This is a genomic window from Cupriavidus neocaledonicus (genome assembly GCF_000372525.1).
GTDB lineage: Bacteria > Pseudomonadota > Gammaproteobacteria > Burkholderiales > Burkholderiaceae > Cupriavidus > Cupriavidus neocaledonicus.
The window spans coordinates 42,404-66,264 of sequence record NZ_AQUR01000101.1 but is presented as its reverse complement, the minus strand read 5'-3'; the positions used below and the strand labels follow the sequence as shown (position 1 = coordinate 66,264).

Here is a 23,861-nt window from a genome sequence, read left to right as displayed (position 1 = left end):
CATCGCGGCGCCGCGCCCCTTCCTTGGCGAGGGGCGGCGGCGGGCAGGGGCGGTCAGGCGATCAGGCGGCTTCGGACAGCGGCTTGCTCCCGGCCGACACCAGCGGCACGTTAAACACATCGTAGCCGAAACACCAGTCCGGGTTCTCGTTGCTGCGCAGCCAGGTATTGTTGTGCGAGACCAGCTGGACCTTGCCGGCGCGCTCGGCGCGGTTGGCCTCGTACAGCGCGAAGGCGGCGGCGTAGTCGTCGGTGCCGGCTTCGGCGAAGCAGCGCGTCAGCATGGCGGCATCCTCGATCGCCATCGCGGCGCCCTGCGCCATATGCGGCTTCATCGGGTGGCAGGCGTCGCCCAGCAGCACCAGGCGGCCCCGGCTCCACAGCGGCAGCGGGTCGCGCTCCAGCAGCGGCCACTTGGTCACTTCGACCGTGCCTTCGATCAGCGATTGCACGCCTTCGTGCCAGCCGTCGAAGGCCGCGCGCATCTCTTCGATGCTGCTCGGCACCCAGCTCTTGCTCATGTCCCACTCGGGCTCGGGCACGCCGGTGACGTAGTAGATCTCGTCGAGCTTGCTGGTGTCGAAGTAGACCATCATGTGGCGGTCATCGGTCCACCACTTGGTGCAGCGGTCGTGCGTGAAGCCCTTGACGCGCGAGATCGGGAACACCGCGCGGTGCGCGACGTAGCCGGTGTACTTGGGCGGCTCGGCGCCCAGCAGGGTCTCGCGGATGCGGGAATTGACGCCGTCGGCGCCGATCACGATATCGGCCTCCTCGACCGTGCCGTCGGTGAAGCGCAGCTGCACCACATCGCCCTGGTCGGTGACGCTTTCCAGCTTCTTGTTGAAGAACAGCGTGCCGGGCGCGACGGCGTCGGTCAGCAGCTTGTGGAAGTCGCCGCGATGCACGGTCAGGTAGCTGGCGCCGTAGTGGCGCACCGCATAGTCGCCAAGCGGGATCTGCGCGATCACTTCGCCGGTGAGGCCGTCGCGGCTGTACCAGTAGTCGGGGTGGCAGCCCATGTCGTTGAGCGCGTCCTCGATGCCGATGCGCCGCATGATCTTCATCACGTTGGGCCCGACATGGATGCCCGCGCCCAGGCGCGAGAACGCCGGTGCCTGTTCATACAGCCTGACTTGGAAGCCGGCTCGCTGCAGCAGGGCGGCCGCGGCCGTCCCTCCGAGTCCGGCGCCGACAACTGCGATTCGCGGTTTGCCTTGCACGTTATTTCTCCTGGCAATGACACAAAAGTCGATGGGGGGCTGGGGCGGCCACGCGGCCTACCGTTGAAAACGAGTGTACACACTCAAAATATCGAGGTAAAGGCGAAATCAGATGAACCTATGGAAAACCCTGATGACGATGTGATGGATTTGCAATGATGCGCTGCAATGGGGAAATCATGCGCAAAAACAGGGATTCATGGATTCAGTGTGCACTGAACGAGTGAATCGCGGCCGGTGCAGAATCTGTTTGCCTATATAAAGTGTGTACACTACAATCGTTCGCAGTATGCAGGCCCCCGGGTCGCTGCAGGCATACCGACCGAGAGCGCGACCAAAGCGCAACCAAGGGCAGACAAACAGATGACGGAGTCGACAGTGCAGAAAGTTTTCCGAATCGGCCAGATCGTGCCGAGCTCCAACACCACCATGGAAACCGAGATCCCGGCGATGCTGGCCGCGCGCCAGCTGGTGCGCCCGGAGCGTTTCACCTTCCATTCGAGCCGGATGCGGATGAAGAAGGTGGTCAAGGAAGAGCTGGCCGCGATGGATGCGGAATCCGACCGCTGCGCGGTGGAACTGAGCGACGCCCGCGTCGACGTGCTCGGCTACGCCTGCCTGGTGGCGATCATGGCGATGGGCCACGGCTACCACCGCGTCTCCGAGCAGCGCCTGCAGGCGCATACCGCCGAGAACGGCGGCGACGCGCCGGTGATCACCAGCGCCGGCGCGCTGGTCGATGCGCTCAAGGTGATGGGCGCGAAGCGCATCGCGGTGGTGGCGCCGTACATGAAGCCGCTGACCGAGCTGGTGGTCGACTACATCCGCAACGAAGGCTACGAGGTGGTCGACTACCGCGCGCTGGAGATTCCCGACAACCTGGAGGTCGGCCGCCATGACCCGGCCAGGCTGCCGGAGATCGTCGCGCAGATGAACACCGCCGACGCCGACGTCATCGTGCTGTCGGCCTGCGTGCAGATGCCGTCGCTGCCCGCGGTCGCCAAGGTCGAGGCCATGACCGGCAAGCCGGTCGTGACCGCCGCCGTTGCCACCACGTATGCGCTGCTCAAGCGGCTGGGGTTGGAGCCGGTGGTGCCGGGCGCCGGCGCGTTGCTGTCGGGCGCGTACTGAAGGGGCGGGCCATGGCAGACAGCACCTTTCTCTACGGCGCCCACGTCCACGCCAACGGCATCCGCCAGCACTACCTTCGCTATGGCGGACAGCAGGGCGCGCGCGCGCAGCGCGATGCCGTCATCATCGTGCCGGGCATCACCAGCCCCGCGGTGACCTGGGGCTTCGTCGGCGAGCGCTTCGGGCAGCAGTTCGATACCTATGTGCTCGACGTGCGCGGCCGCGGCCTGTCGCAGGCCGGCCCGGAGCTGGACTACAGCCTCGATGCGCAGGCCGCCGACGTGGTCGCCCTGGCCGCGGCGCTGGGACTGCAGCGCTATGCCGTGGTTGGCCATTCGATGGGCGCGCGCATCGGCATCCGCGCCGCGCGCGCCAGGCCCGCGGGCCTGACGCGGCTGGTGCTGGTCGATCCGCCGGTGTCGGGCCCGGGCCGCCGCGCCTATCCGTCGCAACTGCCGTGGTACATCGACTCGATCCGGCTGGCGCAGCAGGGCATCGACGCCGAAGGCATGCGCGCCTTCTGCCCGACGTGGACCGAAGACCAGCTGCGCCTGCGCGCGCAATGGCTGCATACCTGCGACGAGCGCGCGATCCTGGCCAGCTTCAACGGCTTCCATGAGGACGATATCCACGCCGACCTGCCGCGGGTCGCCGTGCCGGCGCTGCTGATGACGGCCGGCCGCGGCGACGTGATCCGCGCGGATGACGTGCAGGAGATGCGCACGCTGCTGCCGGGCTTGCTGGTCGCGCACGTCGCCAATGCCGGGCACATGATCCCGTGGGACGACGAGGCCGGCTTCTACCGTGCCTTCGGCGATTTCCTCGGCGCGCCGCTGAATTGATGGATAGGGAGCGAACATGCCCGTAAGCGATTACGACCTGACGGCAGCGTGGAAGCAGGTGCTGACGCTGTCGAAGCTGCAGCCGGGACAGACCGTCACCGTGCTGACCGGTGCCGCCACGCATCCGCAGACGCTGCGCACGGCCATGGTGGCGGCGGCGTCGATGGGCGCCATCGTCAACCGGCTCGACCTGCCGCCGGTCAACGGCGAGAAGGCATTGAGCCGCGATGCGCTGGCCTATCTGGGCACCACGCCGCTGACCGGCAATCCGGCGGCGATCGCCGCGCTGAAGGCGAGCGACCTGGTGCTGGACCTGATGACGCTGCTGTTCTCGCCCGAGCAGCACGAGATCCTGTCCGGCGGCACCAAAATCCTGCTGGCGGTGGAGCCGCCCGAAGTGCTGGCGCGGCTGGTGCCGACCGAGGCCGACCGCGCCCGCGTCAAGGCTGCCACGCAGCGGCTGGGCAAGGCGCGCGAGATGCATATCGTGTCCGATGCCGGCATGGACCTGCGCTGCCGCCTGGGCGAATTCCCCGCGATCAGCGAGTACGGCTTTGTCGACGAGCCCGGACGCTGGGACCACTGGCCGAGCGGCTTCGTGCTGACCTGGCCCGACGAGGGCGGCACCGACGGCACCATCGTGCTGGACCGCGGCGACATCCTGCTGCCGATGAAGTCCTATCTGCAGGCGCCGATCCGCATCACGGTCGAGGCCGGCTACGTGCGCCGCATCGAAGGCGGCGTCGATGCCGAGCTGCTGGCCGACTACATGGCCTCGTTCAACGACCCGGAAGCGTATGCCATGTCGCATATCGGCTGGGGCCTGCAGCCGCGCGCGAGCTGGTCGGCGCTGGCGATGTACGACCGCGAGGCCACCATCGGCATGGATGCGCGCGCGTACGAGGGCAACTTCCTGTGCTCGTTCGGCCCCAACAACGAAGCCGGCGGCAGCCGCACCACCGCCTGCCATATCGATATCCCCGTGCGCCACTGCACCGTCAGCCTCGACGGCGAGCCGGTGGTGGTGCGCGGCAAGGTGATGGACGGGCACCATGCCCCGGCCGCATCGCTCTACAAGGCAGACAAGGACTCGCGCCATGGATGACGCAGTGCAGACCTACCAGCGCCAGGGCTTCGGCGCGGCGATGGAACCGAAGGCGCCGTACGGGCTGCTGATCATCGACTTCGTCAACGGCTTTGCCGATCCGGCGGTGTTCGGCGGCGGCAATATCCCCGAGGCCATCCGCAACACCCAGCCGCTGCTGCGCGCCGCGCGCGAGCAAGGCTGGCCGGTGGCGCACAGCCGCATCGTGTTCGCCGACGACGACAGCGACCACAACATCTTCACGCTGAAGGTGCCGGGCATGCTGACGCTGAAGGAAGCGGGCCACAACAGCCAGATCGTGCCCGAACTCGCGCCTGCGCCGGGTGAGCTGGTGGTGCGCAAGACGGTGCCGTCGGCGTTCTTCGGCACCTCGCTGGCGGCATGGCTGACGCAGCGTGGCGTGCAGACCTTGCTGGTGGCCGGCTGCGTCACCAGCGGCTGCGTGCGCGCCAGCGTGGTCGATGCGATGTCGCTGGGGTTCCGCCCGCTGGTGGTGTCGGATTGCGTGGGCGACCGCGCGCTGGGACCGCACGAGGCCAACCTGTTCGACATGGCGCAGAAGTACGCCACGGTGCTGACGCGGGATGAGGCGCTGGCGCAGGTGGCAGGCGTGCGCGCCGCCGCCTGAGCCTGGCCGATGGCGCCGTGCCGGTCTCAGCCTGCCGCCGCGCGCCTGCCGCGTGCCGCATTGCGCGGCGCGGCAGCGGTTGGCACAGGCGCCTCCGGCACGGCGCCGGGCATGGCCACCGTGCGCAGGACGGTCTGCTGGATCACATCGCGCCAGTGCGCCAGCGCGGGCGGGCTCATCATGGGCTCGCCCAGGAAGGCGCTGAGCGTATGATGGTTGGAGTTGTAGAAGTAGCCGAGCGAAGCGATCACCATATACACGTCGCGCGCGCCGGCGTCCGCTCGGAACAGTCCGGCGGCCTTGCCGCGCGCGAGGATGCCGTCGAGCACAGACAGCGCGTAGCTGGAGATCTCGCGCAGCCGCACCGACTTCTTCGCGTGCTTGCCCTGGCTCATGTTCTCGCTGGTCAGGATGGCGACGAACTCGGGATGGTCCAGGTAGTACTGCCAGACGAAATCGATCAGCTGCGACAGCGCGCGCACCGGGTCGGCGGCATCGAGCTCGTGCTCGAGCTGCTGCTCGGCCTGGTTCAGCTGCAGGTAGATGGTCTCCAGCACTTCGACGAACAGCTTCTCCTTGCTGCCGAAGTAGTAATAGATCATCCGGTCGTAGGTCTTGGCCAGCGACGAGATGCGCTCGATGCGGCCGCCGTCGTAGCCGCGCTGGGCGAAAACCTTGATGGCCGCCTTCAGGATGCGCTCGCGGCTGTCCTGCGCCTGCCGGGCCCGGGTGCCGGCTGCCGCCCGACGGGTGGCGGGCGCGGCCGCAGTCTTGGTGGTCATGGTGGATGTTCTTGCCGTGTGCCTGTTGGCTGGCAGTATAACGGCGGCCCCGCGCCACGGCCGATGATGAAGAGAGTAGAACCATGACCGCAACCCAGCTGCAACCCCCGGCACAGGCCGATGCCGCCACGCCGCGCGCGCTGCGGCTGGCGCTGCTGCAGGCCACCGGCGTGCTGCTGGTGACGCGCGCCCCGCAGGCAGCCGCGCGCCCGGCGCCGGGCCAGCCCGGCGCGGCGTCGGACTATGTGCCGGCGCTGCCGGACCTGTTTATCGCCGTGCGCGACAACGGCGAGGTGCTCGCCTTCAACGGGCACGTCGACCTCGGCACAGGCATCCGCACCGCGCTGGCGCAGATCGTCGCCGAGGAACTCGATGTATCCCTCGATAACGTGCGCATGGTGCTGGGCCATACCGAGGCCACGCCCAACCAGGGCCCGACCATCGCCAGCGCCTCGATCCAGATCTCGGCACTGCCGCTGCGCCGCGCCGCGGCGCAGGCGCGCGCGTGGCTGCAGGCGCGCGCGGCGCGGCAGCTCGGCGTCGACGTCGCCGCGCTGGCAGCGGACAACGGCGTATTCCGCGTGCGCGGCACGCAGGCCGACATCGGTTACGCCGCGCTGGTGGCCGGCGAGCACGTGGAGCTGCCGCTGGCCGAAGACGTGCCGGTCAAGCCGGTCGAGTCCTACCGAATCGTCGGGCGCGCTGCGCCGCGCGTCGATATCCCCGACAAGGCGCGCGGGGCGCTGACCTTCGTCCACGACGTGCGCGTGCCCGGCATGCTGCACGGCCGCGTGGTGCGCCCGCCGTATGCGGGGCGCGACAGCGGTGCCTGCGTCGGCAACAGCCTGCTGGCCGTCGACCGGGATTCGGTGCGCGACGTGCCCGGCCTGGTCGGGGTGGTGGTACAGGGCGACTTTATCGGCGTGGTGGCCGAGCGCGAGGAATATGCGGTGCAGGCCGCGCGCCGGCTGCGCGTGCAGTGGAAGCCGGTGCCGCCGTTGCCCGCGCTGGACGATCCGGAGCCGGCGCTGCGCGCCAATCCCGCCACGCGGCGCGAGCTGCTGACAGAGGGCGAGCTGCCCGCCAGCGGCGCCGGCGCGGTACTGCAGCGGCGCTACGTGTGGCCGTACCAGATGCACGGCTCCATCGGCCCGTCGTGCGCCGTGGCCGACTGGCACGACGAGGGCCTGACGGTATGGTCCGGCACGCAGAACCCGCACATGCTGCGCATCGACCTGTCCCGGCTGTGCGGACTGGGCGAGGACCGCATCGAGATCGTGCGCATGGAGGCCGCCGGCTGCTACGGGCGCAATTGCGCCGACGACGTCTGTGCCGACGCGGCGCTGCTGTCGCGCGCGGTGGGGCGGCCGGTGCGCGTGCAGCTGTCGCGCGAGCAGGAGCACCTGTGGGAGCCCAAGGGCGCGGCCCAGCTGATGGACGTCAGCGCCACGCTCGGCGCCGACGGCGCGCTGCTCGGCTACGACTTCACCAGCCGCTATCCGTCCAACGACGCGCCCACGCTGGCGCTGGTGCTGACCGGTGCCGTATCCAATGCCCCGCGCACGCTGGAGATGGGCGACCGTACCGCCGTGCCGCCCTATGCCTATGCCGCGCGCCGCATCGGCTGCGACGACACGCCGGCGATCGTGCGCGCGTCGTGGCTGCGCGGCGTATCGGCGCTGCCCAATGCCTTCGCGCACGAGTGCGTGATCGACGAACTGGCCCTGGCGGCGGGCGCCGACCCGGTCGATTTCCGCCTGCGGCACCTGCCTGACGAACGCGCCGCGGATTTGCTGCGGGCCGTCGCCGACGCGTCCGGCTGGCGGCGCGGTACTGCCGGATCCCGCGGCGTGCCGGATGCCGACGGACGGTTGCGCGGCCGGGGCGTGGCCTACGCGCGCTATATCCACAGCCGTTTTCCCGGATTCGGCGCGGCCTGGGCCGCCTGGGTGGTAGACCTGTCCGTCGATGCGGGCACGGGCCGCATCGCCATCGACAAGGTGGTGGTGGGGCAGGACACCGGCATGGTCGTCAATCCCGACGGCGTGCGCCACCAGGTCCACGGCAATGTGGTGCAGACCCTCAGCCGCGTGCTGAAGGAGCAGGTCCGCTTCGATGCCGACGGTGTCGCCAGTCGCGAATGGGGCAGCTATCCGCTGCTGACCTTCCCGGAAATCCCGCCGATCGATGTGGTGCTGATGCCGCGCCAGTCAGAGCCGCCGCTGGGCGCCGGCGAATCGGCGTCGCTGCCGGGCGCGCCGGCGCTTGCCAATGCGTTGTTCGATGCGCTGGGCGTGCGCCTGCGCCGGCCGCCGTTCGTGCCGGAGACGGTGCTGGCGGCGATGGCGGCGATGTCCGCAAACAAAGGCTGATTGTGTACTCCCTCTCCCGCTTGCGGGAGAGGGTTGGGGTGAGGGCGGGAGCGTCGACGAAGTGCGGCCGCCGCGGTACGCAAGCGCCTGCCCTCTCCCCCGGCCCCTCTCTCGCAAGCGGGAGAGGGGAGAAAACCCTCGGCGGCGCTAGCCGCCATTCCCCTCGTCGATCTCGCTCATCTTGCGCAGCAGGTAAGTCACCGCCACGCGCTCGGCCGGATTCAGGCTGCCGAAGGTCTGCTCCGAGATTTCCTTTGCGAACGGCACGGTCTCGTCGATCAGGGCCAGCCCGGCGGGCGTGACCGTCACCACGACCTTGCGCCGGTCGTTGGGATCGTGCGAGACCGCGATCAGCTTGCGCGACTTGAGCCGGTCGATGATGCCGCGCACCGTGGCCTGGTCGATCGCGGTGGCCCGCACCACCTCGTTCATCGAACACGGCTGCCGGTCGCGCACCGCGCACAGCACCACGAATTGCGCCGCGGTCAGCTGCGAATCGGGGATGGTCTGCTGGAAGATCGCCACATGGCGCTGGTAGGCGCGCCGCAGCAGGTGGCCCACCTGCTCGGTGAAGTCATAGTCGGCGGCGGGCTTGCCGGAAGGCGTGTCGGCGGGCTGGGGCACGAAGCAGGCGCGGTGGCTTGAGGTGACCCAGAGTATACCGAGGAAGGCCGTGGAACAGGGGGCCGCGCGCGCCCGGGGCGGCGTCCGATGCCCTCGCGCCTTTTCGAATACAATCGTCGGGTCGTTTTGCGGGGCCGCCGTGCCGGCCCGCTCTCCCTCGCTTCCCCGTACGCTTCGTGGCCGCCTCCCAGAAGTCTCTCGCCGTGCCCGCCGCGCTGCCGTCGCCGCAGCGCTCGGGCCTTGTCATCGCCGCCGTGGGCGCGGTGCTGTTCTCGGCCAAGGCCATCGTCGCCAAGCTGATGTACCGCTACAACGTCGATGCCGTGATGGTGATCACGCTGCGCATGCTGTTCGCGGTGCCGCTGTTCATGGCGATCGGCTGGTGGCAGTCGCGGCGGCTGGCGCCGCTGTCGTGGGCGGACCGGGGCCGGGTGGTGTTTCTCGGCTTTATCGGCTACTACCTGTCCAGCTTCCTGGACTTTATCGGGCTGCAGTACATCACCGCCGGACTGGAGCGGCTGATCCTGTTCCTGACGCCGTCGTTCGTGCTGCTGGCCACCGCGCTGCTGTTGCGCCGGCCGATCGGCAGGCACCAGTGGCTGTCGCTGCTGCTGGCCTATGCCGGCATCGTGCTGGTGTTCGCGCATGACCTCGATGTCAGCGGCAGCCAGGTGTGGCTGGGCGGCGCGCTGGTGCTGGGCAGCGCCATCACCTACGGTATCTACCTGATCCTGAGCGGCGAGCTGGTGCAGCGCATCGGCTCGCTGCGGCTGGTAGCGTATGCCATGTGCGTGTCCACCGCCTGCTGCGTGATCCAGTACCTGGTGCTGGGCCGGCCGCTGGCGGAGCTCGCGCAGCCGGCGCCGGTGCTGTGGCTGTCGCTCGTCAACGCGGTGTTCTGCACCGTGCTGCCGGTGTCGCTGACCATGGTCGCGGTGGCGCGCATCGGCGCGCCAATGGCGTCGCAGGCAGGCATGATCGGGCCGGTGTCGACGCTGTTGCTGGCGTTCTGGCTGCTCGGCGAGCCCGTCAGCGGCGTGCAGCTGGCCGGCAGCGCGCTGGTGATGGGCGGCATGTACTTGCTGTCGGCAAGGAAAAACTGATTCGGGGGACCCGCCGGGTGCGGGTCCGTCACAGACAACAGACTAGGGAGAAACACATGGATCTGGGACTGCGCGGCAAGCATGCGCTGGTATGCGGCGCCAGCAAGGGCCTGGGCTTCGCCTGCGCCGATGCGCTGGCCGCCGAGGGCGTCGACGTGGTGATCGTGGCGCGCGGCGCCGAGGCCCTGGAAAAGGCCGCGGCCGACCTGCGCGCGCGCCATGGCCGCCGCGTGATCGCGGTGGCGACCGACATCACCACGCCGGAAGGGCGCAAGGCGGCGCTGGACGCCGCCGCCAAACTCGGCGACCTCGACATCCTGGTCAACAACGCCGGCGGCCCGCCGCCGGGCAATTTCCGCGACTGGGAGCGCAGCGACTGGCTGGCCGCGCTCGACGCCAACATGCTGACCCCGATCGAGCTGATCAAGGCCACCGTCGACGGCATGATCGCGCGCAAGTGGGGCCGCATCATCAATATCACCAGCGGCGCGGTCAAGGCGCCGATCGATGTGCTGGGCCTGTCCAACGGCGCACGCTCCGGCCTGACCGGCTTCGTCGCCGGCGTCGCGCGCGAAGTGGCGCAGCACGGCGTCACCATCAACAACCTGCTGCCCGGTCCGTTCAATACCGACCGGCTGTTCAAGACCATGGAAGGCGGCGCCAAGAAGGCCGGCCTGAGCGTCGAGGAAGTGGCGCAGCGCCGCGCCGCGGCCAACCCCTCGCGCCGCTTTGGCGAACCGGCCGAGTTCGGCGCCACCTGTGCGTTCCTGTGCAGCCGCCATGCCGGCTACATCACCGGCCAGAACATCCTGCTCGACGGCGGCGCCTTCCCTGGCACGTTCTGAGCCGCAGTGTCCAGACCTTACCCGTACCCCGCAAAAGGAAGCCCTGAATGACCCGGCCCCGTATCGCGCTGATCGCCCATGACCACAAGAAGGACGACATCGTCGCCTTCGCCGCACGCCATCGCGACTTCCTGTCGCAGTGCGAACTGCTTGCCACCGGCACCACCGGCGGGCGCCTGATCGACGAAGTCGGGCTCGATGTCACGCGCATGCTGTCGGGCCCGTGGGGCGGCGACCTGCAGATCGGCGCGCAGCTGGCCGAAGGCCGCGTCAGCGCGGTGGTGTTCCTGCGCGACCCGATGACGCCGCAGCCGCACGAACCCGATATCAACGCGCTGGTGCGCGCCTGCGACGTGCACAACGTGCCGTGCGCCACCAACGTGGCCAGCGCCGAGCTGCTGCTGGCCGGGCTTGCGCGCGAGAACGGCGCGGCGCAGGCCGGCTGAAGCACTCCGCATTCCCGATCGATGCCTCACCAAAACAAGGAGCGACGCAGATGAGCAAAGCCATCCGGATCGAGCAGACCGGCGGTCCCGAAGTCATGCAGTGGGTCGATGTACAGGTGGGCGAGCCCGGCCCCGGCGAAGTGCGCGTGCGCCACGAGGCGGTGGGCCTGAACTACATCGACGTGTATTTCCGCACCGGGCTGTACAAGCAGCCGCTGCCGGGCGGGCTCGGCATGGAAGGCGCCGGCGTGGTCGAGGCGGTGGGCGAGGGCGTGCGCCACGTGGCCGTGGGCGACCGCGTCGCCTATGCCGGCCGTCCCACCGGCGCCTATGCGCAGGTGCGGGTGATGCCGGCCGACATCGTGGTGCGGCTGCCCGACGCGATCCCGTTCGACACCGCCGCGGCGATGATGCTGCAGGGCCTGACGGCACAGTACCTGATCCGCGACAGCTACAAGGTGCAGCCGGGCGACACCGTGCTGCTGCACGCGGCCGCGGGCGGGGTCGGACTGATTGCGTGCCAGTGGCTGAAGGCGCTCGGCGTGACCGTGATCGGCACCGTCGGCAGCGACGAGAAGGCTGAACTGGCGCGCGCCAACGGCTGCGCCCACACCATCGTCTATACGCGCGAGTCGTTCGTCGAGCGGGTCCGGGAGATCACCAACGGCAAGGGCGTGCCGGCGGTCTATGACTCGATCGGCGCCGATACCTTCCGCGGCTCGCTCGACTGCCTGGCGCCGCGCGGCACCATGGTCAGCTTCGGCAACGCTTCGGGGCCGGTGCCGCCGTTCGACCTGTCGGTGCTGGGCAACAAGGGCTCGCTGCGCCTGACGCGGCCGACGCTGATGACCTACGTGGTGCACCGCGAACTGCTCGAGCCGATGGTGGCCGACCTGTTCGACGCCGTCACCACCGGCAAGGTCAAGGTCGACATCCGCCAGCGCTACGCGCTGTCCGAGGTGGCGCAGGCGCACCGGGACCTGGAAGCGCGCAAGACCACCGGCTCGACCATCCTGCTGCCGCACTGAAAGCGTTCCGCGCGGGCATGAAAAATCCCCGGGGCACTCGGTGTCCCGGGGATTTTTTGTTGGTGGCGTCAGTGCGGCCGGACCGTGGTCGCAGTGGCGCGCGCCTGCGCCTGCCGCAGGATATGCGGCGGCAGGCGCTTGAGGATCAGGTGGACGGCGAGCGGGATCAGCACCACGTCGTCGACCAGCCCCAGGCCTGCGACCAGGTCGGGCACAAGGTCGATCGGCGAGATCGCGTAGAGCAGCAGGCCGATGGCGGCCGGCTTGAGCCACGCCGGCGCGTCCGGGTGGCGCAGCGCATACCAGAACAGTCTGCCGTCGCGGCGAACCAGCGTCCACAGGGCCGAAAAACGCTTCAACATGAGAGGCCTCCTTCACATGGCGCGCGCCTGACACTGGCGCATACGCAGAGAGGTTGGGCCGGTCTCAGGGGCTTCAAGTTCCGGAGGTGCGGGAAGGTGCCTTGGGCGCTTTTCCACGCTGCGGATTTGCTCCCCCCTCCCCCGAGCGGGAGAGGGGCGGGCGGAGGGCAGGAGGGTCAAAGGCTTGAAGCCTGGGGGTTAAAACCGTTGGCCTCGCTTGATGTGGTTCCCAGCCAAACCGCCCCTCACCCCGACCCTCTCCCCGTGAGGGGAGAGGGAGAACACCTTGCTCAGGCCAGCTCGAGCGGCCTGGGTGCAACTCACTGTGGCCAGCCGAGCGCGGTTGCGCAACGAATCACCCCGGAATCTTCCCTTCCACGCCCTCGACATAGAACTTCACGCCGTGCAGGAATTTGTCGTCCGCGACCTGGTCCCTCGCCAGCTGTTCCTTGCCGGTGTTGTCCTTGATCGGGCCCTTCCAGATCGGCGCGGTGCCGTCGATGATGCCCTTCTTGCGCTCGTCGACCAGCGCCTTGACGTCGGCCGGCACGTCGGCGTTGTAGCTCTTCAGGTCGATCATGCCTTCCTTCAGGCCCCACCACGTGGTGCTGTTCTTCCACTGGTTGTTGAGCACGTCTTCGACCACCTTGTTGTAGTAGACGCCCCACGAGATCACCGACGCGGCCAGGTGGGCCTTGTCGCCGAACTTGGTCATGTCGCTGTCCCAGCCGAAGGCATGCACGCCTTTTTCCTGCGCGGTCTGCACCACGGCGGCGGAGTCGGTGTTCTGCATCAGCATGTCGACGCCCTGGCCGATCAGCGTGGTCGCGGCTTCGCGCTCCTTGCCCGGATCGAACCACTTGTTGACCCACACCACCTTGACCGTGGCGTTCGGGTTGACGCTGCGCGCGCCCAGCGTGAACGAGTCGATGTTGCGGATCACCTCGGGGATGGGCACCGAAGCCACCACGCCCATCTTGCCGGTCTTGCTCATCTTGCCGGCGACCACGCCCGCGAGGTAGGCGCCTTCATAGGTGCGCACGTCGTACTGGGCCAGGTTGTCGGCGGTCTTGAAGCCGGTGGCGTGCTCGAACTTCACGTCCGGGAATTCCTTCGCCACCTTGAGCATCGACTCCATGTAGCCGAACGTGGTGCCGAAGATCAGCTTGTTGCCCTGGCTGGCCAGGTCGCGGAACACGCGCTCGGCGTCGGCGGCGGACTCGGGCACATTCTCGACGAAGGTGGTCTTGACCTTGCTGCCGAACTTCTCTTCGACCGCCTTGCGGCCGTTGTCATGCGCGAAGGTCCAGCCGGCATCGCCGACCGGGCCGATATAGACGAACGCAACCTTGAGCGGCTCCGCGGCCTGCCCGGCGGCGGGCGCGGAAGCGGCGCCGGCGGGCTCGGCGGGCTTGTCGGCCTCTTTCTTGCCGCAGCCGGCCAGGGCCAGCACGGCGGTGGCGGCCAGCGCCGCCAGGGTCTTCCTGCGCGTGACGATCATGATTTCTCCTTGTGTGAATGGTTGTAGCTCGGGGATTTCCGTCAGAAAAGCGATCAGGCGTTGCCGGGGCGGAACGGCTTGCCCAGCGACGCCGGCATGTTCAGGCGTATCCACGCCGGATTGCGCGAGATCAGCGCCAGCACCACGATGGTGGCGGCGTAGGGCAGCATCGACAGGAACTGCGACGGCACCGAGACGCCCACGCCCTGCAGATAGAACTGCAGGATGGTCACGGCGCCGAACAGCCACGCGCCCACCAGCACGCGGCCCGGGCGCCAGGTGGCAAAGGTGGTCAGCGCCAGCGCGATCCAGCCGCGGCCCGCCACCAGGTTCTCGACCCACATCGGGGTGTAGACCAGCGACAGGTAGGCGCCCGCCAGCCCGCAGCAGGCGCCGCCGAACAGCAGCGCGCCGAAGCGGATGGTGCGCACCGGGTAGCCCAGCGCATGCGCGGATTCCGGCGATTCGCCGATCGCGCGCAGCGTCAGCCCCGCGCGCGTGCGGAACAGGAACCACATGATGGCGAAGCACAGCAGCAGGCTGAAATACACCATCCAGTGATGCTGGAAGAACGCCGGACCGACGAAGGGCAGGTCGGCCAGGCCCGGCACGGCCTTGGCTTGCGCCGGCATGGCGAAACCGACGAAGCGCTGGCCCATGAAGGCCGACAGGCCGGTGCCGAAGATCGACAGCGCCAGTCCGGTGGCGACCTGGTTGGTGGCCAGCACCAGCGCCAGCCACGAGAACAGCGTGGCCATCAGCATGCCCGCCAGCGCGCCGGCGGCAAAGCCGAGCAGCGGCGACTGGGTCTGGTAGCCGACCATGAAGCCGGCCACCGCGGCGACCAGCATCATGCCTTCGGCGCCCAGGTTGAGCACGCCCGAGCGCTCGTTGATCAGCAGGCCCAGCGCGGCCAGCAGCAGCGGCGTGCCGGCGTTGATGGCGGTGGCGATGAGGGGGGCGAGTTGTTCCATGGTCTTGGTGTGCTCCGCTCAGGCCGTGGTGGCGCGCCAGCGCAGGCGGTTGTCGATCAGCGTGTCGCACGCCAGCAGGAAGAACAGCAGCATGCCCTGGAACACCCAGCCGATTGCCGAGGGCAGGCCAAGGCGCGACTGCGCCATCTCGCCGCCGATATAGAACAGCGACATCATGATGCCGCCGAACACGGTGCCGACCGGATGCAGCCGGCCGATAAAGGCGACGATGATGGCGGTGAAGCCATAGCCCGGCGAGATCGACGGCAGCAGCTGCCCGATCGGCCCCACCACTTCGAACGCGCCCGCCAGTCCCGCCGTTGCGCCCGAGATCAGCAGCGCGCTCCACAGCGCGCTGCGCGCCGAGAAGCCCGCATAGCGCGCCGCCGCCGGCGCGGTGCCGCCGACCTGCAGCCGGTAGCCGGCGAAGCTGCGGAACACGAACACCGTCATCACCGCCACCAGCACCAGCATCACGACAAAGCCGACGTGCAGCCGCGAGCCCGACAGCAGGTTGGGCAGCAGGTACTCGGACGAGAACACCTTCGATTGCGGGAAGTTCATGCCGTTGGGATCCTTCAGCGGCCCGTTGACCACCCACAGCAGCAGCTGCTGCGCGATATAGGTCAGCATCAGCGATACCAGGATCTCGTTGGCGTTGAAGCGGTCCTTGAGCAGCGCGGTGAGCGAGGCCCACGCCATGCCGCCGGCGATGCCGGCGAGCGACGCCAGCACCAGCACCACGGTGCCGTTCATGGCCTGCCCCGGCACATCGAAAACCAGCACCGCCGCGCCGGCGCAGATGCCGCCGGCAATCAGCTGGCCGTCGGCGCCGATATTCCACACGTTGGCGCGGTAGCACACCGACAGGCCGAGCGCACACAGCACCAGCGGCACGGTCTTGAGCAGCACCTCGCCGATCGCGCGCTTGTCGCGCAGCGGATCGGCCAGGAACACCTTGAGCGCGGCCACGGGATCCTTGCCGAGCGCCAGGAACAGCAGTGCCCCGAACAGCAGCGTCAGCGCCAGCGCCAGTACCGGCGAGGCGTAGGCCATCGCGCGCGAGGGCATGCCGCGCGGCGCCAGCGTCAGGGGGGAGCGGGGCAGCAGGGCGCGCACATCAGCCATGGCTTGCCACCTCCGTGCCTGCAGGGGCCTGAGCCGGTCCGCCTTGCCACAAGCCGCTCATCCACAGCCCGACCTGCTCGCGCGTGGCGGTCTCGGTCGCCAGCGACGGCGACAGCCGGCCCTTGGCGATCACGTGCAGCCGGTCGCAGATCGCGAACAGCTCGTCGAGCTCTTCCGACACCACCAGGATGGCGCAGCCGGTGGCCTTCAGCGCCAGGATCTCGTTGTGGATCTGCGCCGCGGCGCCCACGTCCACACCCCAGGTGGGTTGCGCCACGATCAATACCCTCGGGCCGCTTTCGATCTCGCGGCCGACAATGAATTTCTGCAGGTTGCCGCCCGACAGGCTGCGCGCCAGCGCCTGCGGACCGCTGGCCTTGACGCGGAAGCGGTTGATCACCGCCGACGCCAGCCCGCTGGCCGCGCCGGGCGAAATCATGCCTTGCCGGACATAGGGCGGGGTCTGGTGCGACAACAGGATATTGGTGGCCAGGCTCATGCCGGGCACCGCGCCGCGGCCCAGGCGCTCTTCCGGCACAAAGGCCAGCCCGGCGCGGCGGCGCTGGCGCGCATCGAGGCGGCCCGCGGGCTTGCCATCCAGCAGCACCGAGGTGGCGTCGGCGCGCGTGTCTTCGCCGGACAGCGCGGCCAGCAACTCCTGCTGGCCGTTGCCCGAGACCCCGGCGATGCCGACGATCTCGCCCGTGTGGACATCGAGCGCAACCTGGCTCAGCTCGGTCGCGAACGCATGCGCGCGCGGCAGCGACAGGCCCTGCACGCTCAGGCGCACCGGCCCGCGCTGCGCGGCCACGCGCGCCTCGCGCGGCGGTTCGCCGCCGATCATCAGGCGCGACAGCGATGCCGCGGTTTCCTGGCGCGGATCGCATACGCCAGTGACCTTGCCCATGCGCATCACGGTGGCGTGATGGCACAGCGCGCGGATCTCGTCGAGCTTGTGGCTGATGTAGAGGATGCTGGTGCCTTCGGCGGCCAGCTGGCGCAGCGTGACGAACAGCGTTTCCACCGCCTGCGGCGTCAGCACCGAGGTAGGCTCGTCCAGGATCAGCAGTTGCGGGCTGGCCAGCAGCGCGCGCACGATCTCGACGCGCTGGCGCTCGCCCACCGACAGCGTGTGCACATGGCGGTTCGGCTCCAGCGGCAGGCCGTAGCGCTCGGCGGTGGCGCGGATGCGCTCGGCCAGCTGCTTCATGTTGCCCTGCTGCGCGGCCGGCAGGCCCAGCGCGATGTTTTCCGTGACGGTGAGCGTGTCGAACAGCGAGAAATGCTGGAACACCATGGCGATGCCCAGGTTGCGGGCGTCGTGCGGGCTGCCGATGCTGACCGGCGCCCCGTTGAAGTGCATCTCGCCGGCATCCGGACGGACCGCGCCGAAAATGATCTTCATCAGGGTGGACTTGCCGGCGCCGTTTTCACCCAGCACGGCATGGATCTCGCCGGGTGCAACACTGAGGCTGACGTCGTCGTTGGCAACGACGCCCGGGTAACGCTTGCTGATATGGGCCAGCGCCAGCCGGGGAGGAAGTTGTGGTGTCACTGAGGCGGCTCGGGTTGTTGTTGTGGCAGCAACGGGGATGCGTCAAAGCGCGGCAGTGCGTGGCGCAGCATCGCCGCGACGCATTGCAGCATTCATCATGGTTTCGTGATGCCGGATATTGGTGACGAATTATATAAGTGCGCGGGGTCGGCAAGGCCCGAATCGGGGCGGTGTCCAGTCCGTGCAACGGTTGGCGGGTGGTTGCAAGTCGCATGCCGGCGGCAGCACGAAAAAAACCGCCGCCTCTGGTGGAGGCGGCGGCTTTGGGTCGTACCTGCGAAGATTTTCTCCCCTCGCCCATTTATGGGAGGGGGCGAGGGAGAGGGCAGGAGTTTCCACGAAGTCAATGCCGTCGCTATTGCCAGCGCCGGCCCTCTCCCCCAGCCCCTCTCCCGCACGCGGGAGAGGGGAGCGCACCAGCGGGTCTTTTACGCCTGGCTGCCAGCCACGCTCGTCGCAAACCTCCCATCCCGGAAATCCGCCAGGGTCTGGTAGATCTGCTCCTGCGTGTTCATCACGAACGGGCCGTACTGCGCGATCGGCTCGTTCAGCGGGCGGCCGGCGATCAGCAGGAAGCGCGCGTCGGTCTCGGCCCTGACGATGACGCCGTCAGACTGGCCGGCGTTGTCCAGCACGCCCATGCGCTGCGCCTCGACCACGGCGCGGTCGTCGCCCGCGCCGACCGAGACTTCGCCCCGGTACACGTAGATAAAGGCGTTGTGCCCGGCCGGCAGCGCCTGCGCAAAGGCCTGGCCGGCCGGCAGCTCGACGTCCAGGTAGACCGGCTCGGTCACCGGGCGCGTGATCGCGCCGGCCACGCCATGGCTGGCGCCGGCCAGCACGCGCACCGTGGCGCCATGCTCCAGCGCCACCGTCGGGATCTCGGCGGCGGGCAGGTCGCGGTACCACGGCGCCGTCATCTTGTCGGCGGCCGGCAGGTTCAGCCACAGCTGGAAGCCTTCCATGCGGCCGTCTTCCTGCTCGGGCATTTCCGAGTGGACGACGCCGGCGCCCGCCACCATCCACTGCGCGCCGCCGTTCTGCAGCAGGCCCTCGTTGCCGGCGCTGTCGCGATGGCGCATGCGCCCGGCGAGCATGTAGGTGATGGTCTCGAAGCCGCGGTGCGGGTGATCCGGGAAGCCGCCGATGTAGTCGTCCTTGCTGTCGGTGCCGAAGGCATCGAGCATCAGGAACGGGTCGAGCCGGCGCTGCAGGTTCTGCGTCAGCACGCGCGTCAGCTTGACGCCGGCGCCGTCCGAGGTGGCGATGCCGCGCACCACGCGGTCGACGGTGCGCGAGCGCTGCACGTTTTCCGCAGCGGCGGCGGGAATGGTGGCGAGGGTACGGGTATCCATGTCTTGCTCCTGTGGGGCGGTCCGGCGCGGCGATGGCGGCCGGTCCGTCGTTTCGGCTACCTCGTCAATTTAGTGTTTTGGCGGGGAAAGAGTAGAGGCGCAGGGGCAACAGATTGTTCTGCTGGTGCGCCAAGTCTTTCCAATCGCTGAACTGTTTTCGGAACGATCGGCGTGCGGCGTGTGCCGCGTCCGGGGCCTGCGCAGTGGCGGCCGCGGGGGCGGCATGAAGAACGAAGATCGGTGCCAGATCGCGCCCGGAAGGGCCAAAGATGACAAGATCGGTGAAGATCGCTATAATAGCGCTCTCTTTGTCATCCGTTGATGCGAGAAGCAGGGTGGGGAAACCCCGCCAGCCCTTGTCAGTCAACGGCCGATGGACCGGCGGCGCGTCGGAAAACTTCAATACTTGCGCTGCCACTGGCCAACCGCTCGCGACGTGCTCGCACCGCCGGTTGCGCCGCTTCAGGGACCGCCGCCAACACGGCATCCCGTCAATCGAGATTCCCCGCCCACGGCGGACGAATCCACAGACCGTCCGCCGGCAATCGTGCCGGTCATGGCGGCAATGCAATCTGAACCGGGCCTGGTGGCGCCCCATCTCCGCACGCACCAGCCCATATTGTTTTCCGTCGCCGGAAAGTGGCTTGCTGCGCGCTTTTTTGGCCCGGAGAAGGGGAGAGTATGTCAAAGCAACCGGCACGGGCGCTGGCCTGGGCAGGACTGACGCTTGCCGCGCTGGCCGCACTGGTGGCATGGATCGGCGTCGAGGTGATTCGCCAGTACCAGGAGCGCCTGCTCTACGACGTCGCCGATCACCTGCGGCTGGTGGTGCTGTCGATGGCGCTGGCGCTGGCCACCGGCGTCCCGGCGGGGATCGCGCTGAGTCGGCCGTGCATGCGCCGCTGGGCCGACCGGCTGATGCAGGTCTTCAATGTCGGCAATACGGTGCCGTCGCTGGCGGTGCTGGCGCTGGCGCTGGCCGTGCTAGGCATCGGCGAGCGGCCCGCGATCCTGGCGCTGTGGCTGGCCTCGCTGCTGCCGATCGTGCGCAACACCTACGAGGGCCTGCGCAATGTCTCGCCCACGCTGCTGGAGGCGGCGCGCGGCATCGGCATGACCCCGGCCCAGCGCCTGCTGCGGGTGGAGCTGCCCAACGCGCTGCCGGTGATGCTGGCCGGCATCCGCATCGCGCTGGTGATCAACGTCGGCACCGTGCCGCTGTCGTTTCTGATCGGCGCCAACAGCCTGGGCGAGCTGATCTTCCCGGGCATCTACCTGAACAACCAGCCGCTGCTGCTGCTGGGCGCCGCCGCCACGGCGCTGCTGGCGCTGGCGCTGGATGCGCTGTTCGCCGCCGCCGGCCAGCTGTACCTGCGCCGCCGCGGCCTGGCGCGCTGAACTGGAACACACCGACATGGAAAAGCAGATGCAATACCTGCGCCGCCGCGCCCGCCGCGCGGTGCTGTTGGTGGCGGCGGTCACCGCCTTCGCCGCCGGCCTGGCGCTGGCCACCGCGCCCGAGGCCCGGGCCGCGGGCGCGCCTATCCGCGTGGGCGGCAAGAACTTCACCGAACAGCTGCTGCTGTCGTCGATGACCACCAAGTACCTGCGTGCCAAGGGCTTCGACGCCGAGCTGACCGCCGGCCTGGGCAGCACGCTGATGCGCCAGGCCATGGAGAACGACCAGCTCGACGTGGTGTGGGACTACACCGGCACCGCGCTGATCGTGTTCAACAAGGTCGAGGAAAAGCTCGACGCCCGGGAAAGCTATGCGCGCGTCAAGCAGATGGACGGCGCGCGCGGGCTGGTGTGGCTCGATGCCTCTGGCATCAACAACACCTACGCGCTGGCAATGCCGAAGGCGCGCGCGGCCGCCAGCGGCGCGACCACGCTGTCGGCCTTTGCCGCGCAGATGCGCAAGGCGGGCGCCGACGCCAGCCACCCGTTCGCCGTCGATATGGAATTCGCCGCGCGTCCGGACGGGCTGGAGCCGCTCAAGGCGCTGTACCAGCTGCCATTTTCGCGCCGGGACGTGATCCAGCTCGATCCGGGCCTGGTCTACACCGCGCTGAAAAACAATCAGGTGGAACTGGGGCTGGTGTACGCCACCGACGGCCGGGTCAAGGGCTTCGACCTGGTGCTGCTCGAGGACGACCAGCACTTCTTCCCGCCGTACAACGCGGCGCCGGTGGTGCGCAAGCCCGTGCTCGACAAGCATCCCGAGCTGGCGGACCTGCTCAATGCACTCGCGGCCAGGCTCGACAACCAGAGCATGACCGAGATGAACTACAAGGTGGACATCGGCCAGCAGCCGGTGGACAAGGTGGCGGAGGACTTCCTGCGCGGCCACGGACTGATCTGAGGAGGGCCGCATGGACTTGTACGCATACCTGCAACACAGCTGGCCCACGCTGCTGAAGCTGACCGGCGAGCATCTCGCGCTGGTGGGATCGGCGGTGGGGCTGGCGATCCTGATCGGGGTGCCGCTGGGCATCGTGATCACGCGCTTCCGCGCGCTGGCCACGCCGCTGCTGGCGCTGGCGACGATCGTGCTGACGCTGCCGTCGATCGCGCTGTTCGGGCTGATGATCCCGGTCTTCGCGCGCTTCGGCCATGCGCTCGGCTACGTGCCCGCGGTGACGGCGGTGTTCCTGTACTCGCTGCTGCCGATCATGCGCAATACCTACACCGCGCTGGCCAATGTCGACGCCGGCATCCAGGAGGCGGGCCGCGGCATCGGCATGACCGCCTGGCAACGGATGCGGCTGGTCGACCTGCCGCTGGCGGTGCCGGTGATCCTGGGCGGCGTGCGCACCGCCGTAGTGATGAATATCGGGGTTGCCACCATTGCCGCCATCATCGGCGCGGGTGGCCTCGGGGTGCTGATCCTGCAGGCGATCAGCCAGAGCAACATGAGCAAGCTGGCGGTGGGCGCGGTCCTGGTCAGCCTGCTCGCCATCGTGGCGGATGCCTTCCTGCAGTGGTTGCAGCGGGCGCTGACGCCGAAGGGAATCCGTCTATGATCGAACTCGACCAACTCACCAAGTCCTTCCCGCAGAAAGACGGCACCGAGATGCGCGCCGTCGACGCCGTGTCGCTGACGGTGCCGCGCGGCGAGATCTGCGTCTTCCTGGGGCCGTCGGGCTGCGGCAAGACCACCACGCTGAAGATGATCAACCGGCTGATCGAGCCGACCTCGGGCACGGTGCGCATCGAAGGCGAGGATACGCGCGGCCTCGATGGCGTGACGCTGCGCCGCAAGATCGGCTACGTGATCCAGCAGATCGGCCTGTTCCCCAACATGACCATCGAAGAGAACATCATGGTGGTGCCGCGCCTGCTGGGCTGGGACAAAAAGCAGTGCCGCGAACGCGCGCGCGAACTGATGGCGATGGTGCAGCTCGATCCCAACCGCCTGCTGTCGCGCTATCCGCGCGAACTGTCGGGCGGGCAGCAGCAGCGCATCGGCGTGATCCGCGCGCTGGCGGCCGACGCGCCGCTGCTGCTGATGGACGAGCCCTTCGGCGCGGTCGACCCGATCAACCGCGAGAGCATCCAGAACGAATTCCTGCAGATGCAGCGCCAGCTCGGCAAGACCGTGATCATGGTATCGCACGATATCGACGAAGCCATCAAGCTGGCCGACAAGGTGGCGGTGTTCCGCCGCGGCAAGCTGGTGCAGTTCGACCATCCCGACGCGCTGCTGGCGCACCCGGCCGATGAGTTCGTGCAGGCCTTCGTCGGCCACGACAACACGCTCAAGCGCCTGTTGCTGGTGCGCGCCGGCGATGCCGCCACCATGCCGCCGAGCTGCCGCCCCGGGATGGCGCTGGCCGAGGCGCTGGGCGTGATGGACGACGCCGACGTGCGCCACCTGCCGGTGGTCGACGACGCGCAGGTGGCGCAGGGCTACGTAACGCGTCGCGACGCGCGTTCGGGCCAGGGCCAGTGCAGCGACGTGATGCGCCCGTTCGCCGCCACCGCGGCGTTCGACGAACACCTGCGCATCGTGCTGTCGCGCATGTACCAGCACAACACCAGCTGGCTGCCGGTGATGGGCGCCGATGGCGCCTACCTGGGCGAGGTCACGCAGGAATCGATCGCCGGCTACCTGAGCTCCGGCCGTTCGCGCGGCCAGGCTGGCGCGCCGGCGACCCCGGCCGCAGCCGCCGCGCCGCTGCGTGCAGCCGCCTGAGCGCGTCGCCACGCCGCGGCGCGAGCGCGGCGCGAGCGCGGCTGGCGCGCTATGCTAGAGGCATGCTCCGCTATTGCCGCTCGCCCCTGTGCCTGGTCATCGAAACCCGCTGGCTGATCCCACGCGGGTTTGACGGCTTCACGCCCGGTCCGCTGATCCTCCTGCGCCCCGGCGCCAGCCAGGCGCTGATCGAGCATGAGAAGGTCCACGTGCGCCAGTTCTGGCGCAGCTGGGGCCTGATGGGCGTGCTCTACCTGGCCAGCCGGCGCTGGCGCCTGCGCTATGAGGTCGAGGCCTACCGCGAGCAGCTGCGCTACAGCCCTCCCGGCGCGGCCCGCGGGCTGGCACGCGTGCTGGCGACGAAATACCGGCTGCGGATCTCCGAGGCCGAGGCCTACCGGCTGCTGAAGCAAGGCCTGCACGACGACGCCGGATGAAAAACGGCCCGCACCAGTCGATGGTGCGGGCCGTTTTTCATTGTTTGGCGGAAGCGGTGAGATTCGAACTCACGGATGGGTCACCCCATCGGCAGTTTTCAAGACTGCTGCCTTAAACCACTCGGCCACGCTTCCGGAAAAGTGCGGGCATTGTAGCGCGAAAGGGCGGGGCCTCCGGCGCAATGCCGCATGCAGACGCTACGGTCTGGCCGCGCATTATACAAGG

Annotated in this window: 24 protein-coding genes and 1 tRNA gene; 14 read left to right on the top strand and 11 right to left on the bottom strand. The window is 68.7% G+C overall.

Going from position 1 to position 23,861, the window contains the following annotated elements:
• Window positions 1–61: 61 nt before the first annotated feature.
• Window positions 62–1,222, bottom strand: coding sequence for an FAD-dependent monooxygenase (locus tag A3AG_RS0119310; RefSeq protein ID WP_018007010.1), 1,161 nt, complete (start codon window positions 1,220–1,222; stop codon window positions 62–64).
• Between the two features lie 378 nt (window positions 1,223–1,600).
• On the opposite strand from A3AG_RS0119310, the gene A3AG_RS0119305 reads away from it, so the two are divergent.
• The 4 genes from A3AG_RS0119305 to A3AG_RS0119290 are packed head-to-tail and all read left to right on the top strand — an operon-like array spanning window position 1,601 to window position 4,928.
• Window positions 1,601–2,353 carry a maleate cis-trans isomerase family protein gene (locus A3AG_RS0119305; protein ID WP_010812897.1) on the top strand — a complete coding sequence of 251 codons (753 nt, stop codon included), beginning with the start codon at window positions 1,601–1,603 and terminating at the stop codon, window positions 2,351–2,353.
• Between the two features lie 11 nt (window positions 2,354–2,364).
• Entirely contained in the window at window positions 2,365–3,195 is an 831-nt protein-coding gene (locus A3AG_RS0119300; protein WP_018007009.1) for an alpha/beta fold hydrolase, read from the top strand.
• Window positions 3,196–3,211: 16 nt separating this feature from the next.
• Window positions 3,212–4,300, top strand: a complete 1,089-nt coding sequence (locus A3AG_RS0119295) for a 2,5-dihydroxypyridine 5,6-dioxygenase NicX family protein (protein WP_018007008.1) — start codon at window positions 3,212–3,214, stop codon at window positions 4,298–4,300.
• The gene (locus tag A3AG_RS0119290; protein ID WP_018007007.1) at window positions 4,293–4,928 is read left to right on the top strand and encodes an N-carbamoylsarcosine amidohydrolase; all 636 of its coding nucleotides are present in this window, start codon (window positions 4,293–4,295) and stop codon (window positions 4,926–4,928) included. Before A3AG_RS0119295 ends, A3AG_RS0119290 begins: the two co-directional genes overlap by 8 nt.
• A 26-nt stretch (window positions 4,929–4,954) precedes the next feature.
• Here A3AG_RS0119290 and A3AG_RS0119285 read toward each other — a convergent pair whose 3' ends face one another.
• Entirely contained in the window at window positions 4,955–5,710 is a 756-nt protein-coding gene (locus tag A3AG_RS0119285) for a TetR/AcrR family transcriptional regulator (RefSeq protein WP_018007006.1), read from the bottom strand.
• Window positions 5,711–5,793: 83 nt separating this feature from the next.
• On the opposite strand from A3AG_RS0119285, the gene A3AG_RS0119280 reads away from it, so the two are divergent.
• Window positions 5,794–8,082, top strand: a complete 2,289-nt coding sequence (locus A3AG_RS0119280; protein WP_018007005.1) for a xanthine dehydrogenase family protein molybdopterin-binding subunit — start codon at window positions 5,794–5,796, stop codon at window positions 8,080–8,082.
• Between the two features lie 147 nt (window positions 8,083–8,229).
• Here A3AG_RS0119280 and A3AG_RS0119275 read toward each other — a convergent pair whose 3' ends face one another.
• Window positions 8,230–8,706, bottom strand: coding sequence for a MarR family winged helix-turn-helix transcriptional regulator (locus tag A3AG_RS0119275; RefSeq protein ID WP_018007004.1), 477 nt, complete (start codon window positions 8,704–8,706; stop codon window positions 8,230–8,232).
• 215 nt (window positions 8,707–8,921) lie between these two features.
• On the opposite strand from A3AG_RS0119275, the gene A3AG_RS0119270 reads away from it, so the two are divergent.
• Genes A3AG_RS0119270 through A3AG_RS0119255 form a run of 4 tightly spaced genes read left to right on the top strand, consistent with a single transcriptional unit; the run spans window position 8,922 to window position 12,128 of the window.
• Window positions 8,922–9,809, top strand: coding sequence for a DMT family transporter (locus A3AG_RS0119270; protein WP_026164312.1), 888 nt, complete (start codon window positions 8,922–8,924; stop codon window positions 9,807–9,809).
• Between the two features lie 56 nt (window positions 9,810–9,865).
• A complete protein-coding gene (locus A3AG_RS0119265) occupies window positions 9,866–10,654 on the top strand; it encodes an SDR family oxidoreductase (RefSeq protein ID WP_012352178.1) in 789 nt (262 codons plus the stop codon).
• Window positions 10,655–10,701: 47 nt separating this feature from the next.
• Window positions 10,702–11,100 (top strand): methylglyoxal synthase, encoded by a 399-nt coding sequence (locus A3AG_RS0119260; RefSeq protein ID WP_018007002.1) that lies wholly within the window; start codon window positions 10,702–10,704, stop codon window positions 11,098–11,100.
• A 50-nt stretch (window positions 11,101–11,150) separates the two neighbouring features.
• Window positions 11,151–12,128, top strand: coding sequence for a quinone oxidoreductase family protein (locus A3AG_RS0119255; protein ID WP_018007001.1), 978 nt, complete (start codon window positions 11,151–11,153; stop codon window positions 12,126–12,128).
• Between the two features lie 68 nt (window positions 12,129–12,196).
• Here A3AG_RS0119255 and A3AG_RS0119250 read toward each other — a convergent pair whose 3' ends face one another.
• From A3AG_RS0119250 to A3AG_RS0119220, 7 genes are all read right to left on the bottom strand, one after another.
• Window positions 12,197–12,490: a YkvA family protein gene (locus A3AG_RS0119250; protein WP_018007000.1), complete on the bottom strand. Its 294-nt coding sequence runs from the start codon at window positions 12,488–12,490 to the stop codon at window positions 12,197–12,199.
• A gap of 355 nt (window positions 12,491–12,845) precedes the next feature.
• Window positions 12,846–13,991 (bottom strand): BMP family ABC transporter substrate-binding protein, encoded by a 1,146-nt coding sequence (locus A3AG_RS0119245; protein ID WP_018006999.1) that lies wholly within the window; start codon window positions 13,989–13,991, stop codon window positions 12,846–12,848.
• A gap of 53 nt (window positions 13,992–14,044) precedes the next feature.
• A complete protein-coding gene (locus A3AG_RS0119240) occupies window positions 14,045–14,965 on the bottom strand; it encodes an ABC transporter permease (RefSeq protein WP_018006998.1) in 921 nt (306 codons plus the stop codon).
• 18 nt (window positions 14,966–14,983) lie between these two features.
• Window positions 14,984–16,093 (bottom strand): ABC transporter permease, encoded by a 1,110-nt coding sequence (locus A3AG_RS0119235; protein WP_018006997.1) that lies wholly within the window; start codon window positions 16,091–16,093, stop codon window positions 14,984–14,986.
• Window positions 16,086–17,648 (bottom strand): ABC transporter ATP-binding protein, encoded by a 1,563-nt coding sequence (locus tag A3AG_RS0119230; RefSeq protein WP_018006996.1) that lies wholly within the window; start codon window positions 17,646–17,648, stop codon window positions 16,086–16,088. The genes A3AG_RS0119235 and A3AG_RS0119230 overlap by 8 nt, the downstream gene beginning before the upstream one ends.
• A gap of 428 nt (window positions 17,649–18,076) precedes the next feature.
• Window positions 18,077–19,003 carry a pirin family protein gene (locus A3AG_RS0119225; RefSeq protein WP_018006995.1) on the bottom strand — a complete coding sequence of 309 codons (927 nt, stop codon included), beginning with the start codon at window positions 19,001–19,003 and terminating at the stop codon, window positions 18,077–18,079.
• A gap of 64 nt (window positions 19,004–19,067) precedes the next feature.
• Window positions 19,068–19,406: a hypothetical protein gene (locus tag A3AG_RS0119220; RefSeq protein ID WP_018006994.1), complete on the bottom strand. Its 339-nt coding sequence runs from the start codon at window positions 19,404–19,406 to the stop codon at window positions 19,068–19,070.
• Between the two features lie 278 nt (window positions 19,407–19,684).
• Between A3AG_RS0119220 and A3AG_RS0119215 the strand changes: the two genes are divergently transcribed.
• The 5 genes from A3AG_RS0119215 to A3AG_RS0119195 all read left to right on the top strand — a co-directional run bounded on the left by A3AG_RS0119215 (window position 19,685) and on the right by A3AG_RS0119195 (window position 23,635).
• Entirely contained in the window at window positions 19,685–20,401 is a 717-nt protein-coding gene (locus A3AG_RS0119215; protein WP_018006993.1) for an ABC transporter permease, read from the top strand.
• Window positions 20,402–20,429: 28 nt separating this feature from the next.
• The gene (locus A3AG_RS0119210) at window positions 20,430–21,365 is read left to right on the top strand and encodes a glycine betaine ABC transporter substrate-binding protein (RefSeq protein ID WP_026164311.1); all 936 of its coding nucleotides are present in this window, start codon (window positions 20,430–20,432) and stop codon (window positions 21,363–21,365) included.
• Between the two features lie 10 nt (window positions 21,366–21,375).
• Window positions 21,376–22,026, top strand: coding sequence for an ABC transporter permease (locus A3AG_RS0119205; RefSeq protein ID WP_018006991.1), 651 nt, complete (start codon window positions 21,376–21,378; stop codon window positions 22,024–22,026).
• Window positions 22,023–23,198 carry an osmoprotectant ABC transporter ATP-binding protein OsmV gene (locus tag A3AG_RS0119200; RefSeq protein WP_018006990.1) on the top strand — a complete coding sequence of 392 codons (1,176 nt, stop codon included), beginning with the start codon at window positions 22,023–22,025 and terminating at the stop codon, window positions 23,196–23,198. The genes A3AG_RS0119205 and A3AG_RS0119200 overlap by 4 nt, the downstream gene beginning before the upstream one ends.
• Before the next feature lie 62 nt (window positions 23,199–23,260).
• The gene (locus A3AG_RS0119195) at window positions 23,261–23,635 is read left to right on the top strand and encodes a hypothetical protein (protein WP_018006989.1); all 375 of its coding nucleotides are present in this window, start codon (window positions 23,261–23,263) and stop codon (window positions 23,633–23,635) included.
• A gap of 45 nt (window positions 23,636–23,680) precedes the next feature.
• Here A3AG_RS0119195 and A3AG_RS0119190 read toward each other — a convergent pair.
• Window positions 23,681–23,770, bottom strand: a tRNA-Ser gene (locus tag A3AG_RS0119190).
• Window positions 23,771–23,861: the final 91 nt, after the last annotated feature.